This window comes from Sphingomonas sp. P4_G2 (genome assembly GCF_056401155.1).
In genome coordinates this window covers 114,677-130,665 of sequence record NZ_JBFUJY010000006.1, presented here as the reverse complement: position 1 = coordinate 130,665, position 15,989 = coordinate 114,677, and the positions used below count along the sequence as shown (strand labels likewise).

11 protein-coding genes are annotated in these 15,989 nt (G+C 65.3%); 5 read left to right on the top strand and 6 right to left on the bottom strand.

Annotated features, from left to right (window positions below; translation table 11 throughout):
- Positions 1-10: 10 nt before the first annotated feature.
- From AC1DRD_RS17275 to AC1DRD_RS17260, 4 genes are all read left to right on the top strand, one after another.
- Complete coding sequence (locus AC1DRD_RS17275) at positions 11-1,162, top strand: aldose epimerase family protein (RefSeq protein ID WP_478042300.1); 1,152 nt, start codon at positions 11-13, stop codon at positions 1,160-1,162.
- Positions 1,163-1,246: 84 nt separating this feature from the next.
- Entirely contained in the window at positions 1,247-2,866 is a 1,620-nt protein-coding gene (locus AC1DRD_RS17270) for a sodium/sugar symporter (RefSeq protein WP_478029678.1), read from the top strand.
- Between the two features lie 4 nt (positions 2,867-2,870).
- Complete coding sequence (locus AC1DRD_RS17265; RefSeq protein WP_478042299.1) at positions 2,871-3,740, top strand: 2-dehydro-3-deoxygalactonokinase; 870 nt, start codon at positions 2,871-2,873, stop codon at positions 3,738-3,740.
- Positions 3,737-4,372, top strand: a complete 636-nt coding sequence (locus tag AC1DRD_RS17260; protein WP_478042298.1) for a 2-dehydro-3-deoxy-6-phosphogalactonate aldolase — start codon at positions 3,737-3,739, stop codon at positions 4,370-4,372. The genes AC1DRD_RS17265 and AC1DRD_RS17260 overlap by 4 nt, the downstream gene beginning before the upstream one ends.
- Before the next feature lie 33 nt (positions 4,373-4,405).
- On the opposite strand, the gene AC1DRD_RS17255 is transcribed toward AC1DRD_RS17260, so the two are convergent.
- The 4 genes from AC1DRD_RS17255 to AC1DRD_RS17240 all read right to left on the bottom strand — a co-directional run bounded on the left by AC1DRD_RS17255 (position 4,406) and on the right by AC1DRD_RS17240 (position 11,273).
- The gene (locus AC1DRD_RS17255; RefSeq protein ID WP_478042297.1) at positions 4,406-6,292 is read right to left on the bottom strand and encodes a glycoside hydrolase family 2 protein; all 1,887 of its coding nucleotides are present in this window, start codon (positions 6,290-6,292) and stop codon (positions 4,406-4,408) included.
- Positions 6,293-6,321: 29 nt separating this feature from the next.
- Positions 6,322-7,509 (bottom strand): mannonate dehydratase, encoded by a 1,188-nt coding sequence (uxuA, locus tag AC1DRD_RS17250; protein ID WP_478042296.1) that lies wholly within the window; start codon positions 7,507-7,509, stop codon positions 6,322-6,324.
- Positions 7,510-7,573: 64 nt separating this feature from the next.
- Complete coding sequence (locus tag AC1DRD_RS17245; RefSeq protein ID WP_478042295.1) at positions 7,574-8,878, bottom strand: alpha/beta hydrolase family protein; 1,305 nt, start codon at positions 8,876-8,878, stop codon at positions 7,574-7,576.
- 55 nt (positions 8,879-8,933) lie between these two features.
- Positions 8,934-11,273: a TonB-dependent receptor gene (locus tag AC1DRD_RS17240; protein ID WP_478042294.1), complete on the bottom strand. Its 2,340-nt coding sequence runs from the start codon at positions 11,271-11,273 to the stop codon at positions 8,934-8,936.
- A gap of 170 nt (positions 11,274-11,443) precedes the next feature.
- Between AC1DRD_RS17240 and AC1DRD_RS17235 the strand changes: the two genes are divergently transcribed.
- A complete protein-coding gene (locus AC1DRD_RS17235) occupies positions 11,444-12,247 on the top strand; it encodes a FadR/GntR family transcriptional regulator (protein ID WP_478042293.1) in 804 nt (267 codons plus the stop codon).
- Positions 12,248-12,260: 13 nt separating this feature from the next.
- Here the strand turns inward: AC1DRD_RS17235 and AC1DRD_RS17230 are convergent, their stop codons facing one another.
- Together AC1DRD_RS17230 and AC1DRD_RS17225 are read right to left on the bottom strand one after the other, a co-directional pair.
- Positions 12,261-14,654: a glycoside hydrolase family 31 protein gene (locus tag AC1DRD_RS17230; RefSeq protein ID WP_478042292.1), complete on the bottom strand. Its 2,394-nt coding sequence runs from the start codon at positions 14,652-14,654 to the stop codon at positions 12,261-12,263.
- Positions 14,651-15,913, bottom strand: a complete 1,263-nt coding sequence (locus tag AC1DRD_RS17225) for an MFS transporter (protein ID WP_478042291.1) — start codon at positions 15,911-15,913, stop codon at positions 14,651-14,653. Before AC1DRD_RS17225 ends, AC1DRD_RS17230 begins: the two co-directional genes overlap by 4 nt.
- Positions 15,914-15,989: the final 76 nt, after the last annotated feature.

Here is a 15,989-nt window from a genome sequence, read left to right as displayed (position 1 = left end):
GGAGACAGACATGGTCCTGCGCTCACTCGCACTCGCTGCATTGCTGATCGGGGCCGCCACACCCGCCATGGCGGCGGAGGCGCGGCAATCGAGTTTTGGCCGGCTGCCCGACGGGCGGTCGGTGCCGGCGGTGACGCTGACCAACAAGGCCGGTGTGTCGGCGACGGTGATCGCCTATGGCGCATCGCTGCAGTCGCTGGTGATGCCCGACCGCAGCGGCAAGCGCGCCGATGTCGTGCTCGGCTACGATACGATCGACGAGTATCTCAAGACGCCGCAATATTTCGGTTCGACCGTTGGACGGTTCGCCAACCGCATCGCCCGCGGCCGCTTTTCGCTCGACGGGCGCGATTATCGCGTGCCGGTCAATAACGGCAAGAACTCGCTCCATGGCGGCACCGTCGGTTTCGACAAGGTGCTATGGTCGGTGGTCTCGGTGAAATCCGGGTCGACGGCGTCGGTGACGCTGCGCTATGTCAGCCGCGACGGCGATCAGGGTTATCCCGGCACGCTGACCGTCGATGCGACCTATTCGCTCGACGAGAAGAACGCGCTCAGCATCGAATATCGTGCAACCACCGACGCGCCGACGATCGCGAACATCACCAACCACGCATATTGGAACTTGTCCGGCGAGGGATCGGACAATAGCGCGATGGGATTGATGGTGACGATCCCGGCCGATTCCTATTTGCCGGTCGACGACGGCTTGATCCCGACGGGAGAATTGCGGCCGGTCAAGGGAACGGCATTCGATTTCCGCACGCCGCGCGTGATCGGCGAGCGAGTGCGCGATGCGCGTGACGTGCAACTCGTCTATGGCCGCGGATATGACCATAATTGGATCCTCGGACGCCGGATCACGCCGGACCAGCATTTGATGACGCGTGTCTTCGATCCCAAATCCGGGCGCGGATTCGAGCTCTGGTCGAACCAGCCTGGCCTGCAATTCTATTCGGGCAATTTTCTCGACGGCACGTCGTCGGGCAAAGCGAAGCGCATCTATCGCGAGGGCGACGCGATCGCGATGGAGCCGCAACTCTTTCCCGATACGCCCAATCAGCCGGCCTTCGGTTCCGCGCGCCTGGCGTCTGGTCAGGTCTATCGCAACGTCATGACCTATCGCCTGACGACGGGTCAGACCGGCGGGCGTCGCCGGTAGAATTGGTTTCGGCGCCGCCGGATCGGCGGCGTTGCCGGTTCAGCTCTTGCTGAAATCGGGAATTCGGAGGGGAAGGGAAAGCGCATGCAGCTCGCCACCATCGATATCGCGGTCGTCGTGATCTACTTCGTCTGCATCTTCGGGCTCGCCCAATGGGTGAGCCGGGAGAAAGCGGGGCATACCAAGGACTCGTCGGACTATTTCCTGGCGTCCAAGAACCTTCCCTGGTGGGCGATCGGCGCGTCGCTGATCGCGGCCAACATCTCGGCCGAACAGATCGTCGGCATGTCGGGGTCCGGCTATGCCATCGGCCTCGCCATCGCGTCCTACGAATGGATGGCGGCGGCGACGTTGCTGATCGTCGGCAAATGGTTCCTGCCGATCTTCCTCGCCAACAAGATCTACACGATGCCGCAATTCCTCGAACAGCGGTTCGGGCCGACGATCCGCACCGTGATGGCGGTGTTCTGGCTGATCCTCTACGTGTTCGTGAACCTGACCTCGATCATCTGGCTCGGCTCGATTGCCGTCACGCAAGTGACCGGCATCAATCAGGACGTGGCGCTGATCGGGCTCGGCACCTTCGCCTTGCTCTATCAGCTGCGCGGCGGGCTCAAGGCGGTGGCGCTGACCGATATCGTCCAGGTCGCGTTGCTCGTGTTCGGCGGGCTGGTGATCGCGTATCTGACGCTCGGCAAGATTGGTGGCGACGCCGGTATCATCGCCGGCTTCACCGAGCTGACGCGGCGCGTGCCCGACCATTTCGACATGATCCTGTCGCCCGACAATCCGCATTACAAGGATCTGCCGGGCGTCGCGGTGCTGGTCGGCGGGATGTGGATCGCCAACCTCAGCTATTGGGGGTTCAACCAATATATCATCCAGCGCGCGCTGGCGGCGAAGAGCCTGTCGGAGGCGCAGCGCGGCGTCGTATTCGCGGGTTTCCTCAAATTGCTGATGCCGGTGATCATCGTGCTGCCGGGGATCGCCGCCGTGGTGCTGGCGCCGGGGCTGACCAAGCCCGACCAGGCCTATCCGACGATGATGCGGTTGTTGCCGACCGGTTTGCTCGGCCTGGTCTTCGCGGCGCTGATCGCGGCGATCATCGCCTCGACCGCGTCCAAGATCAATTCGATCGCGACGATCTTCACGCTCGATATCTACGCCAAGAGGAAAGGCGTGCAGACGCGCGCCGAGGACGCCGCCGGGTCGATCGAGCATGAGAAGCATCTGGTGCTGGTCGGCCGGATCGCCGCGGCCGTGGCGATCGTCATCGCGATGGCGACGGCGCGGCCCTTGCTCGGCAGTCTCGATCAGGCGTTCCAATATATCCAGGAATTTTCGGGCTTCGTGACCCCGGGGATCACGGTGATCTTCCTGCTCGGCCTGTTCTGGCCGCGCGCGACCGAGATGGGGGCGCTGGTCGGCGCGATCGCATCGGTTGTGGTGAGCTTCATCTTCTGGTTTCCTGCCGCCTGGGGCGGCTCGGCGGCGCTCAACGCGATCCCGTTCATCAACCGCATGTCGATCGTCTTTTTCGTTGCGCTAGCCTTGGCGGTGATCGTATCTCTGCTCCGCCCGGCCCGCGCGGAGAGCAATCTGATCACGATGCGCGGTGTTTCGTTCCGAACGACGGCCGGGTTCAACATCGCCGCGGGCCTGATCGTGGTGATCCTGATCGCGCTCTACGCGACCTGGTGGTGATGGCATGAGCGTGCGACCCTTGCTGGCGATCGATTGGGGCACGACCAATCGGCGCGTCTATCGGATCGAGGACGGCGCGGTCACCGCGACCGAGCGCGACGCGCTCGGGGTGACCGCCGTCAGCGATTTCGCCGGCGAGCTGGCGGCGATCCGCGCGCGGTTCGGCGATTTGCCGGTGCTGATGGCGGGAATGGTCGGATCGACGATCGGCTGGCGCGAAGCGCGTTATGTGCCTGCGCCTGCCGGTCTCGAGGATCTCGGCCAGAACCTGCTGCGCATCGACGAGCGTACCGCGATCGTTCCCGGCGTGTCGTTCAGTGACGGCGTGCGCGGTGACGTGATGCGGGGCGAGGAAGTACAGTTGCTGGGTGCCGTCGCTGCCGGGCTGACGCCGCCCGACGCGTTGCTGGTCCAGCCCGGCACCCATTGCAAATGGGTCGAGATGGCGGGATCGCGCATCACGCGCTTCACTACCGCGATGACCGGCGAATTGTTCGCGCTGGTGCGCGCACACGGCATCCTGTCGGCGCAGCTGGGCGCCGACGTCGTGCTGGGGGACACGTTCCGCGACGGGGTTCGCGAAGGAGCGAAGCGCGATTTGACCGGGTCGCTGTTCGGCATCCGCGCCGCGAAACTGCTGGGCCTGCGCGATGACGCCGACGCCGCGTCCTTCGCTAGTGGCTTGATCATCGGCGCCGATGTCGCCGCGCGCGTCGCGGAACATCCGTTCGACACTGCCTATATTCTGGCCGACCCAATACTCGGTGGCCTCTACGCCGCGGCGATCGAGGCGAACGGGCGCGCCGCGACGATCATCGACAGCCAGGCGGCGTTCGTCGCCGGTATTTCCCGGATAGGAGCTTCTCTCTCGTGACTTCGCTTGCCGCTTTCGATGCCGCCTTCGCCTCCTGTCCGCTGATCGCCATCCTGCGTGGTGTGCGCCCCGACGAAGTCGTCGCGATCGGCGAGGAACTGGTCGCGGCAGGCTTCACGCTGATCGAGGTACCGATGAATTCGCCCGATCCGCTCGACAGCGTCACGCGCCTGGTCGACGCGCTGGGCAGCCGGGCGATGATCGGCGTCGGCACGGTGCTGACCGTCGACCAGGTCGCGGCGATGCGCGACGCCGGTGGCCGGATGGTGATCTCCCCCAACACCAATATCGACGTGATCCGCGCCAGCGCCGCCGCAGGCCTGGTGTCGCTGCCCGGTATCGCCACCCCGAGCGAGGCGCTCGCCGCGCTCGACGCGGGCGCGACCGCGCTCAAGCTGTTTCCCGCCGAAGCCGCAAGTCCGACAATACTCAAGGCGATGCGCGCGATCCTGCCGAGCGACCTGCGCGTGCTGCCGGTGGGCGGCATCGTCCCCGAAGGCATGGCACCCTGGCGCCAGGCCGGTGCGGCTGGCTTCGGCCTGGGTTCGGCGCTCTATAAACCAGGCATGACGGCGGGCGAGGTTGGCACCCGCGCTCGCGCTTTCGTCACGGCGCTGGAGCGGAACGCCTGATTTATCGATCGAGCATGCCGCTCCGGCCCAGCGTTATTTTCGGCCGTCCTTGCTCTCATAATAGCCCGCCAGCACGCCGAACGCCTGCTTGCGCTGACCGGTCTCGGAGATCAGGCCCTTGCGGTTCCAGCCCTGCTGAAATTCCGGATTCTGCCGCCTCGGCGAGCGGAAGTCCTTCAAGATCCAGGGCGACATGCCGCGCAAGGTCGGGATCCGGTCGACCATGCCCAGCGTCTTGCGATAGAACTCAGCCTGATATTCCTCGGAGAATTTCTCCGGCATGCCGCGGGAATCGTGGAACCCCGCTTTGGCGTCGGCGCCGAATTCGGAGAAGATCAGCGGCTTGTTCGCGGGTACGCGGAACGAGAAGCTGGCCAGGTCGTCGAGCCGGTCGGGCGTGTACCAGCCGAAATAGGTGTTGATCGCGACGACATCGAGCGCGTCGGCGAGCGGATCCGCCATGGCGATGATCGGCTTGCCGTTGGCCCCCTGCGATCGTTCGGTCAGCAGCGCCGCGCTGACCAGCCGCGTGTCGTCGAGCTTGCGCACGTCGCTGACCAGGGTGCGCAGGAAGGTGTTGCGCGCATCGGTCACGGGAGTTTCGTTGGCGACGCTCCAGATCGCAATCGAGGCGCGGTTGCGGTCGCGCATGATATTCTCCGCGATCATGTTGCGCGCGGTCGCCAGCGTATCGGGATTGCTCCAGGCGACGCGCCAATAGACCGGCACTTCGCTCCACACGATGATCCCCATCTCGTCGGCCAGCCGGGTCATCACCTCGGAATGCGGATAATGGGCGAGGCGGACATAATTGCCGTGCAGCCCGTCCTTGATCTCGCTGAGCAAGGCGCGTGCCGCGGCCGGAGTTATCGCGCGCGTCGGCTCGGCGCCCAGTTCCTCCTCGTGCAGCGAGATACCGCGCAGGAAGATCGGCTTGCCGTTGAGCAGGATATCGGGGCCGCGCACTTCGATCGTGCGGAAGCCGATCCGGTCGCGCCATTGGTCGTCGCCCGAGGCGATCGTCACGTCATAGAGTTTGGGCTGCTCGGGCGACCAGCGGACCAGCGCGCGCGGAGCGGCGACCGTCGTGCGCCAATTGCCCTTCGCATCGGTGGTGCCGGCAAGATCGACCCCGAGCGCGGCGATCTTAAGCCGAATGGCGTGATTGCCGGCCTGGGCGCCGTCGAGGTGGGCGTCGACCGCGAGCTGGCCATCGCGGGTCAACCGCACCCAGGCGTCGTCGACATAGGTATCGGGAGTCGAGATCAGGCGGATCGGGCGGGTGATGCCGCCATAATTTTCCCAGTCGGTGACCGGTGGCGGGACGGTCGCTTCGGTCGCCTGCGAATCCACACCGACCGTGATCTGATTGTCGCCGGCCCGCAGCAGCTTGGTCACCTCGAACGCGAACGGAGTGAAGCCGCCTTCGTGCCGCCCGACCGGCTTGCCGTTGAGATAGACGACGGTCGAATAATTGGCCGCGCCGAAGCGGAGGAAATAGCGGCCCTTGCGCGCCGCGGGCGCGGGGAAGGTGCGCTGATACCACATCAGGCCCTGATAATAACGAAGCTCGGGCGCTTCGGTCAGCCAGGAGGAGGGCAGGGTGGTGACCGGCGAGCGCGCGAGATCGAACTCGTACATCGCGCGATTATCGTCCTTCATCGCCTTGGCGACGTCGAGGTCGAGATAGCGCTGCTGGCTCTCGCCCGGAGTTTCGCCGTGAAAGCCGGCAAGGCCGGCGCGGAACGGATCGACCGAATAATGCCACGGCCCCGACAGATCGACGCCGTCGCGCATATCGGCTGAGACGAGCAATGGCCCGGTTTCGACCGTCGCCAGCGGCAGCGTCGGGGCGGCCGCTTGCTGCGCCACCGCAGGCGCGGCACAGACCATCGTCACGGCGATCAGTCGCCGGATCATCCTTGCTATCTGCACGTTCCGCTCTCCCGTTATCTGTCTGTTGTCGTGTCGTTGCCGCGCGCGAAGGCGATGCCGCGTTCGAGCCCGCGGAGCTCGGCCAGCCCGCGCATCCGCCCGAGCAGCGAGTAGCCAGGGTTGGTCCGCTTGGTCAGGTCGTCGAGCATCTGATGGCCGTGATCGGGGCGCATCGGGATCGAGCGGCCGGTCCGGTGTTGCAGCGCGTGCACGGCGCCGACGATCGCGGTCATGTTGGCGTCGCCCTCCAGATGCGCTGCCTCGTGAAACGCACCATTGGCCTCGCGCTGCACCGAGCGCAGATGGAGGAAACCGATCCGGTCGCCGAGCCGCTCGACCATGCCGGGCAGGTCGTTGTCCGGCCGAACGCCGAACGATCCCGCACAGAAGCAAAGGCCGTTCGACCGGTTCGGCACGCGCGAAAAGAGATTGGCGACGTCCGCCTCGGTGCTGACGACGCGCGGCAGGCCGAACATCGGAAAAGGCGGGTCATCCGGATGGACGACGAGCCGAATGCCCAATTCGTCGGCGACGGGGCAGACCGCTTCGAGAAAGGCGACATGGTTTTCGCGCAGCCGGTCTGGGCCGATATCGGCATAGCTGCGGATCGCCGCCAGGAATTCGGTCGCGGTGAAGCTTTCCTCGCTCCCCGGCAATCCGGCGATGATCGTCTGGGCCAACATCGCGCGAGCATCGTCGTCCATCGCCTGGAAACGGCGCGCCGCGGCCTCGACCATGTCCGGGGCATAATCTCGCTCGGCGCCAGGGCGCCGAAGGATGTGGAGGTCGTATACCGCGACCGCCTCGAGCTCGAACCGCAGGGCCAGCGCACCATCGGGCATCGGCCAGGCCAGATCGGTCCGCGTCCAGTCGAGCACCGGCATGAAATTATAAGTGACGACGCCGATCCCGCACGCGGCAAGGTTGCGCAGGCTCTCGCGATATTGCTCGATCAACCGGTCGCAATCGGACCCGCGGGTCTTGATCCCCTCGTGTACGGGCAGACTCTCGACCACCGTCCAGCCGAGCCCGGCTTGCTCGATCATCCGCTTGCGTGCGGCGATCGCTTCGCGCGGCCAGACTGCTCCATTGGCCGTATCATGCAGCGCAGTGACAACTTCGGTCGCACCCGCTTGGCGGATATCCCGTAGCGACACGGGATCGTCGGGTCCGAACCAGCGCATCGTCTGCGTCATGAACATCGTCGGTAACTGCTCCTGCGTGTTGGTGTCGGCCGGTCGGCGCCGGATTGCTGCTTCGTATCGTCTATTCGGCGGGCTTGAATTCGAACGTCATTCCCGATGCCTTGTTGGGTTGGAAGCCCTTCCACAACGTAGCGGCGGGCGGTCCGGGGCTGTATCCGGAATAACGCCCAGGCGGCGCGTCGGCCCAGATTCCGTCGTTGGAATTGGGCGTCAGCCCGTCAATATAGGCGGCCTTGGATTGGTCGTCCTTGACGTAGCGATCGAGGAAGGCGGTGATGAAATGCGTCTCGATCGCCATCAGCCGGTCCTTGCGCCACACGGCATCCTCGAACCAGTCCAGGTCCCAGAAGGAGCCGCGCATCCCGGCCGGCGCGCCGATCAGCGCGATGCTGTGCGCCGCTTCGCGAAACGTCAGGAGATAGCGCGGCGCATGCGCCTCCTGCGCGAACAACGTGCGTACGCCAGGATCGTAACCGACGACATGATCCTGGCTGCCGACGATGAACAGGGTCGGCGCGCGGATCGCGGCGACGCCGGGCGCGGGCCACATATTGGTGCCGCGAAGCGTGGCCGGTGGAGAGATCGCGACCACTGCCTTCAGCCCGGCGACCTTGAGCTCGTCCGCTTTGGGCCCGGTCGCGACATAGGGTGCGAGCACATTGCGGGTCGCCCCTGCCAGTGCCGGATCGAGCGGCGCGCCGGCGGCGGTGAGCACGCCATAGCCGCCCATCGAATAGCCGATCAGCACCGTGCGGTCGGCATCGGCAGTCGCGAACGGCTCGAGCCCGGCGCGTGCGCGCCGCTGTGCCTCTGCGGCGACGAAAGCGATGTCGAGCGGCCGCCGGGCGAGCGGACCGGCGGCAGCCGCGGCGGTGCGGATGGTAATCGGCGGATCGCGAAAGTCCGGCGCGACGACGACATAGCCCTTGCTGGCAAGGTTCTCGCCGAGCCAGGACAGCACTACAGGCGTGTTGCTGTAGCCATGCGCCAGGATGACGAGCGGAAACGTCCCATGGGCGGCACGTGCGCCGGGCGACGCAACGCCGGCGACGGAGAAGGTCACGTCCTTGCCGGTCTCGCCCGGTAGCGCTGAGTGGTAGGTCGTGCCTTTTCCCGGCGCGGCGGCCGGATACCAGATTTTGAGCGCCAGATGCCGGTCGACGATCGCCGGTCGATCCTTGCCCTGGAGCGGATTGGCCTGGCCAGGCTGGACGAAGTCTATATCGGCGACGCCGACCGGATGCGGACCGAGTGCGGCGAGCTCGGGAGCATCGACTCCCGGCCTTGCCGGCGCATCCTGGGCCGGCGCACCTGCCGCCGCGAGCAGCGCCACGGCACTTGCCACCGGCAGCGCAAAACGAACCATCACGTCGCTCCCGATCCGCACGAGGAGGCGGGGCGGTACGCGCCCCGCCTGTCCATCAGAAGTTCACGCCCAACCGCAGCCCGCCATAGCGACGGAAGTCGCGCGGCAGCAGTGCTTGGGTCGCGATCTTGTTACCGAAATTGCCCGCCGTGTTGACCAGCGACGGATAATATTGAACGTCGAACAGGTTGTTGACGAACGCGACGATTTCCCACTTGCGGTCCTTGTCGCGAATACCCAGCCCGGCATTGACGATGCTATAGGCCTTTTGGAAGGTCTGGGGATCTTCCGCGACATAATAGACGCTGCTCTGATATTGCCAGTTGGCCTGAATAACACCCTTCAGATTGCCGCCCAACGACGGCGAATAATCGGCGGCGATCGAGAATTTCCATTTAGGTGCCTGGATAGCGCGTGCGCCGGTCAGCACTTGATAGGCAGGCTGTGCCGGGGTCGTAGGCGTGGCCGGCACCGCAGCGACGCATCCCTGCGCCGGCGTCTGCAACGGATAGCATTGGGCCTGTGCGTACGACGTGTATTTGGCATCGAGATAGGCAACCGACCCCGTCAGGTTGAAGTCCTGACCGATCCTCGCCGTGCCGTCGAACTCGAGCCCCTTGGTGTTGAGGCCGCCGACGTTGGTCAGGCGGAAATTGGTCGTACCGTCGGACAAGGTTTCGATCGTCTGCGCTTGCAGGTTCTTATAATTGGTGTCGAAATAGGTGAGGTTGAGCGTCACTTTGCGATCGAGCACCTGCGCGCGGACACCGATTTCCTTGTCGCGCGAGCGCTCGGGCTTGATCGGTCCCGCGTTCGCGCGATTCCTGTTGAAACCAGTTGTCAGGTCATAGGTCTGACCCTTGTAGCCGGTCGAATAGCTGGCAAAGGCCATCACGTCCGGCGTGAGCTGATAGCGCGCGGCGAGCCGATAGGTGCCGGCTGTGTCCTCGGCGTGGCCGCTAAAGAATTGTGAGCCCGCGGCTGCGAGATTGTCCTGGAAGGTATAGGACACCTTCTCGTTCTGGACGCGGCCACCGGCGGTCAGCGTCAGCTTGGGCACGATTTCCCAGTCGATCTGCGCAAACCCGGCCAGCTGTTCCGATTTCGACGTCGCGTACCAATTGGCCAACGAGAAGTAAGGTCCGCGCGCGAACGGCCGCTCGAACTTCACGTTCGCGTAATAGGCGCCGAGCGTATAGCGGAAGGGCTTGGCGCTGGACGAGAGCAAGCGGACTTCCTGCGTGAACAGCTTTGAATGGAATTGGCCGACCTGGACGTTGTTGCCGACCGTTGCGCTCGACGACGTGTCGTCATGGTCGAGATAGTCGTTGAGGCGGAATTTGTCGTAGGACGTGATCGACACGAGCGTCATGTCGCCCAGTCCGATTTCCCCGCGCAGCGATCCGCCGCCGCCTTCATATTTGGTGCGCGAATTGTAATTGTTGCTGATGTCCTGGTTGTCCGGACCGACCGTGACGCCGGGCATCGTCACTGCCTGGGTCTGGCCCGCCGTATTGCGCAGCAACGCGGTCGGGTCCAGGCGGATGAACGGGCGCCCGACCGTGGTGTTGCCGTTGAGGTAATTGCCCGACAAGGTGATGGTGACGTTCGACGCCGGCTCCCAGCGGAGCTTGCCGCGGGTGTTGAACGCCTCACGTCCATTCACTTTCTTGCCGTTGAACAGGTTGCGGACATTGCCGTCCCAGTTCGAATAGCTGGCCGACAGGACGTAGCCGAGTTGCGAACTGATCGGGCCGGAGACGCTGAAATTGCCGCCATATTCGCTGTCGGTCGTGCCCATCACGTTGAATCGCGCACGGAACGTGTCGGTGGGCTGGCGCGTGATGATGTTGATCAGGCCGGCCGAGGCCGACTTGCCGTAGAGCGTGCTTTGCGGGCCGCGCAGCACTTCGATCCGCTCGACGTCGGGCAAATCGGTAAAGGCACGCGCCTGGAAAGCCAGCGGCACTTCGTCGACCAGCACCGCGACACTCGGTTCGACGCCGATGCCGAAGGCGAAGGTGCCGACGCCGCGCAGTGACACGTTGGCGTTGACCGGATGCTCGGCCGGGCGGACGGTCAGCGACGGCGCGATCTTGCCCAGATCCTGAAACTGGGTGACGCCGGAGGCCTTGAGCTGCTCTTCGCTGACCACCGAAACGGCCAGCGGCACCTTCTGGATATTTTCCGAGCGCTTCTGAGCGGTGATGATGATGTCGCCCGGAACGGGTTCATTCGTTTCGGCGGCAACTGGACTGCTCTGGGGCGCGGCTGCGTCCGGCGTGGTCTGGCCGGGATCGGCCGGTTTGTCCGCCCGGGCCAGTGCCGGCGTCGCGCAGAATGCGAGCGACAGGGCGAGCGCGCCGCGTCCGACAGATGCATGTAATCCGATCATCTTTCCCTCTCCATGTCGTGCCTCGGGTCTTTTCGCCGATGCTTCGCGGCCCCAACTAACAAATGGTCAGACCACATGCAAGGATTGCCTGACAAAATCCCGTCAGGCCACCTTACCAAGGAAGGTCGCTGTTGCCGCTGCGCACGGGCTTTGGTAAGGATCAACCGGTTATGCCGATACAGAGATTGATCAGGCCAGTTGCCAAGCCAGCCGGGGCCGCGTCGCAGCCCGATGGGCGCAAACTCTATCAGCAGGTCGCTGCGTCGGTGGCGGAGGCGATCCAGCGCGGAGACTTCCTGCCGGGCCAGCGCATCCCGTCCGAACGCGAGCTCGCCGACGAGTATAAGGTCAGCCGCCCGACGGTCCGCGAGGCGATGATCGCGCTTGAAGTCATCGGCATTGTGCGGTCGCGCCACGGTTCGGGAATCTTCGTCGTCGATAACCCGCCGCTCGACACGCCGATGATCGGACTCGATATCGGCGCGTTCGAACTGACCGAGGCGCGCCGCCTGTTCGAAGGGGAATCGGCGGCGCTTGCCGCGGTGTCGATCACCGACGAGGAGATCGCCGCGCTTGAAGTCCTGATCGGCGACATGGAGCGCGAGAACGAGGAAAATGTCAGCGGCGAGCATGCCGACCGCGAATTCCACCTGGCGATCGCGCGGGCGACGCGCAATTCGGCGGTGGTCGACGTGGTCGAATCGTTGTGGGACGCGCGGTCGCGTTCGCCGCTTTGCCAGCACATGCTTGAACGCGCGCGCAGCGTCGGCGTGGTGCCGCGGATCGACGAGCATCAGACGATCCTCGCCGCGCTGCGCGAGCGCAACCCCAAGGCGGCGCGCGAGGCAATGCGCGACCATCTTGCGCGCGTGATCGATGGATTGCTCACGGCGACCGAAAGCGACGCGTTCGAACGCGCCCGCGCCGAGGTGGAGGCGAGGCGCACCGATCTGGCGCGCCGCGTCGCGATCTGAGATCCGCGCTGCGCTAGATCGTCAGGGTGACGCCGCGGCGGCCGTCATGGTCGATTTCGCTCCCGACGCCGCCATTCACCACCAGCGAACGGGTCTCGTTCGGCGGCAGCAACAGGGTGATGGTGCTATCGCCCCAGCTACCGGGTCCGTCGCGGCGCACGTCGACGACGATCCGGGTCGCCTCCGCCCGGCCGGTGAGGTGCCAGATATCGACCGGCCCATCGCCATCGCCCGAATCCTCGACCGCCGACCAGCTGAAGGCACCGTCACGAGGCGGGAACAGCCACACGCCGCGGCGATAGGGTTCGGGCTGCCATCCGCCGCGCGCGAGATCAACCAGCATCGCCGATCCGGCGCGCGCCAGCAGCGGTGGTAATCCGTCGAGCGGCGCGTCGAACGTGACCGATGTTCCGCCGGCGATCCGCTCTCCGGTCCACACGTCGAGCCATTCCGCGCCTTCCGGCGGCCGCAAGGTTCGCGTTCCGGCACCTTGCTCCATCACCGGCGCGACCAGCAGGTTGGGGCCGAGCAGATGCTCGTCATTCTCCTGCCAGGCGGCGGCGTCGTCGGGGAAGTCGAGCCAGGTCGGCCGCACCATCGGCGCATAATCGGCGTGATAGGTGTGCAGCAGGTCATAGAAGAAGGGGATCAGCGTCTGGCGCAGCGCCATCAGTCGGCGGATCGCGGGCAACGCCTCCGGGTACATCCACGGCTCGTTGACGGAGCGGTCGTCGTTCCAGCTATGGATGCTGAAGCGCGGCATCAACACGCCTGCCTGCACCCAGCGGATCAGCAGCTCCGGCGACGGTGCCGGTCCGGCGAAGCCACCGACATCATGGCCGCTGTTCGATACGCCGGACAGCGCCAGCCCGATCGACTGGCGCGCATTATAACGTAGCGACTTCCACTCGGTCAGATTGTCGCCGCTCCAGGTCTGGGCATAACGCTGCAATCCGGCCATGCCCGACCGCGTGACGGCATAAGGACGGCGATCGGGCAGCGCCTCGGCCTGGGCGCGCCGCGACGCGCGCGTCATCAGCAAGGGCTGGACCGGGCGCATTTCGGCGGCGGCGCGGGGCTGGCCGAAGCCGGCGAACCGGGCGCGCGCGTCCCAGATCTCATATTCATTATTGTCGTTCCAGGTCGCGACCATCCCCTTGTCGAGCAACGCGGTCTTGACCTGGTCGCGCCACCATTGCGCGGCGCGGGGATTGGTGAAATCGATCTGGCTGCCGACTTCATCCCAGAACTGCACCTCGACCGGGGTGCCGTCCTCATAGGCGACGAACAGCCCCTCGGCGGCGACTTCGTCATAGCGCGGATGGCTGCGCAGCAAGGCGGGCTTGATATTGGGCACCAGCTCGACGCCGGCTTGCGCGTAGCTCGTCACGAAACCGGCCGGGTCGGCGAATTTGTCGGTGTTCCAGTTGAACACATAGCGTTTGTCGCCGATCGACGTGTAGCCCGACGACAGATGGAACGAGGTGCAGCCGATATCGTGCTCCGCGAGCTTGTCGAGAAACCCCGTCATCTGCGCCGCGGCGTCGGGCGCGTCGGTATAGCTCATCGTCGACCCCGAATAGCCGAGCGACCAGCGCGGCATCAGTGCCGGGCGACCTGTCAGCCAGGTGAAGCGCCGGGTAACGGCCAAAGGATCCGGGCCGGCGATCATCCACAAATCCACATCGCCGGCCTCCGCCACCATATGGCGGTACCAGCCGTGATAATTGTCCATCTCGCGGCCGAAGTCGAAATGCACGTCGGCATTGGTGTCGTAGAAGGTGCCGTGGCAGCGGCCATCGGCGTCCGCGACCAGGACGTAGGGGATCGATTTGTAGAGCGGATCGCTGGTCTCCGCGTCATAGCCCATCGCGTCGAGATTGGTCAGGCGGAAGCGCCGGCCCGCGCGATCATTGTCACCGCTTTTGTCGCCAAGCCCGTAGAAGCGTTCGCCGGGCCGACGCGCGACATAATGATGCGCGCGGCCGTCCCACCAGCCGAAATCATAGGCCTGGGTCGGCCGGTCCGCCGCCATCAGCCGCCACGCATCGCCATCGCGCTGTTCCCAGGTGCAATAGAGGCCATGCAGTCGGATGCTGACGCGCAGCAGCGCGGTCTCGACGACGATCCGGTCGTCGTCGCGCTCCAGCCGGAAATCGGGACAGGCGAACCCCGCAACATCCAGGCGGTCGCGCCCGGGCTCGGCGATGTCGGCGGCGCCCGGCGCGATCGCCCAACTCGGCGGGCTCGTCACCTTGCCATCGGCGAGCAGCAACAGCCTGACGACGTCGTCCTCGAGCACGAACACATGCGCGACCGCGCCGGTATCGGCGGTGAGCGTCAGCCGGCCGGGGCCGCGTTCGGTCAGCGCGAACAATGGCGGGTCGGACAACACAGCGCGTCTCATGAGCGGGCTTCCATTTGCGGGAGGGACAAGCGGCGGACAAAGGCGATCAGCACCGCGGCCCCGATCAGATCGAATATGCCGAGCGCCGCGAACAAGGGTGCGTAACCGACGCGATCGGCATATTGCCCGATCAGGAACGTGAACAGCAGCCCGCCGACCCAGCCTGCCTGCCCGACAAAGCCATTGGCGGTGCCGACTTCCTCCGGCCTGAAGACGTCAGCGGACAGCGTGTTGATCAGCACCGAGATCATCTGATGCGCGAATCCGCCGATGCAGAACAAGGCGATGGCGACATAAGGGCTGACAGCGAGCCCGATGCATCCGGGCGCGATCATCAATACCGCGCCCAGGCTGATCCCGAGCACGCGCGAAGGTATCAGGTTGACGCGGAAGCGCTTCATGAAGAACGGCGAAAGGTAGCCGCCGAGCACGCCGCCGAGATCCGCCGCCAGGAACGGCAGCCACGCAAAGGCGGCGATATGCGCCAGATCCATGTGGCGCTCGGTCGCGAGATAGAGCGGAATCCAGAAGCTGAAGGTTTGCCACGCCGGTTCGGCAAGGAAGCGCGGTACCGCGATCACCCAGAAGCGCGCGGAAGACAGGATCTCGCGCGCGCTGGCCTTTCGGGCAGGGATTTTGGGGCGATCCTCCGCGATCATCGCCTGCTCGCGCGGCGTGATCGCGGGATGCTCGGTCGGCGATCGGTAAAAGGCATACCATGCGGCTGCCCAAACCAGCCCGACCGCGCCGGTGACGATAAAGGCCAGCCGCCAATTGCCCCATAAGGCGACCGCGACGACGAGCGGCGGCGCGATCAGGGCGCCGAGCGAGGTTCCGGCGTTGAACCACCCCGTCGCGATCGAGCGTTCGCGCGCCGGAAACCATTCGGCAATCGCCTTCATGCCTGACGGGATCGCCGCCGCCTCGGCCAGGCCGAGCAATCCGCGAAAGAAGGCAAGGCTGATCCATCCGCCGGCCAGCGCGTGGAGCATGTTGGCGGCGGACCATGCGATCCCGAAAAACGCGAACCCGGCACGCAGCCCGAACCGGTCGACGATATAGCCGGCGATCGGCTGCATGACGGTATAAGCGAGCTGGAACGCCATGACGACATAGCTGTATTGCGCGGTAGAGATCGACATCGACGTCTTGAGCTCGGGGGCCAGCACACCGAGCGAATTGCGCGCGAGGTAATTGGCGATCGTGCCGGCGCAGATCAGCGCGACGATCCACCAGCGCAAATGCGGTATCCGCTTCACGATCCTCTCCCCAACCCGCGGCGTTGTCCGCTGGCAAGCGGCGTAGCGCCTCCGGTGGTATTTGTCGATATTGGTC

Bases quoted from the DNA above. Each gene is read 5' to 3' on its own strand.
- AC1DRD_RS17275 (WP_478042300.1), top strand. From the start codon at position 11: ATGGTCCTGCGCTCACTCGCACTCGCTGCATTGCTGATCGGGGCCGCC.
- AC1DRD_RS17270 (WP_478029678.1), top strand. From the start codon at position 1,247: ATGCAGCTCGCCACCATCGATATCGCGGTCGTCGTGATCTACTTCGTC.
- AC1DRD_RS17265 (WP_478042299.1), top strand. From the start codon at position 2,871: ATGAGCGTGCGACCCTTGCTGGCGATCGATTGGGGCACGACCAATCGG.
- AC1DRD_RS17255 (WP_478042297.1), bottom strand. From the start codon at position 6,292: ATGATCCGGCGACTGATCGCCGTGACGATGGTCTGTGCCGCGCCTGCG.
- uxuA (WP_478042296.1), bottom strand. From the start codon at position 7,509: ATGTTCATGACGCAGACGATGCGCTGGTTCGGACCCGACGATCCCGTG.
- AC1DRD_RS17245 (WP_478042295.1), bottom strand. From the start codon at position 8,878: ATGGTTCGTTTTGCGCTGCCGGTGGCAAGTGCCGTGGCGCTGCTCGCG.
- AC1DRD_RS17240 (WP_478042294.1), bottom strand. From the start codon at position 11,273: ATGATCGGATTACATGCATCTGTCGGACGCGGCGCGCTCGCCCTGTCG.
- AC1DRD_RS17235 (WP_478042293.1), top strand. From the start codon at position 11,444: ATGCCGATACAGAGATTGATCAGGCCAGTTGCCAAGCCAGCCGGGGCC.
- AC1DRD_RS17230 (WP_478042292.1), bottom strand. From the start codon at position 14,654: ATGAGACGCGCTGTGTTGTCCGACCCGCCATTGTTCGCGCTGACCGAA.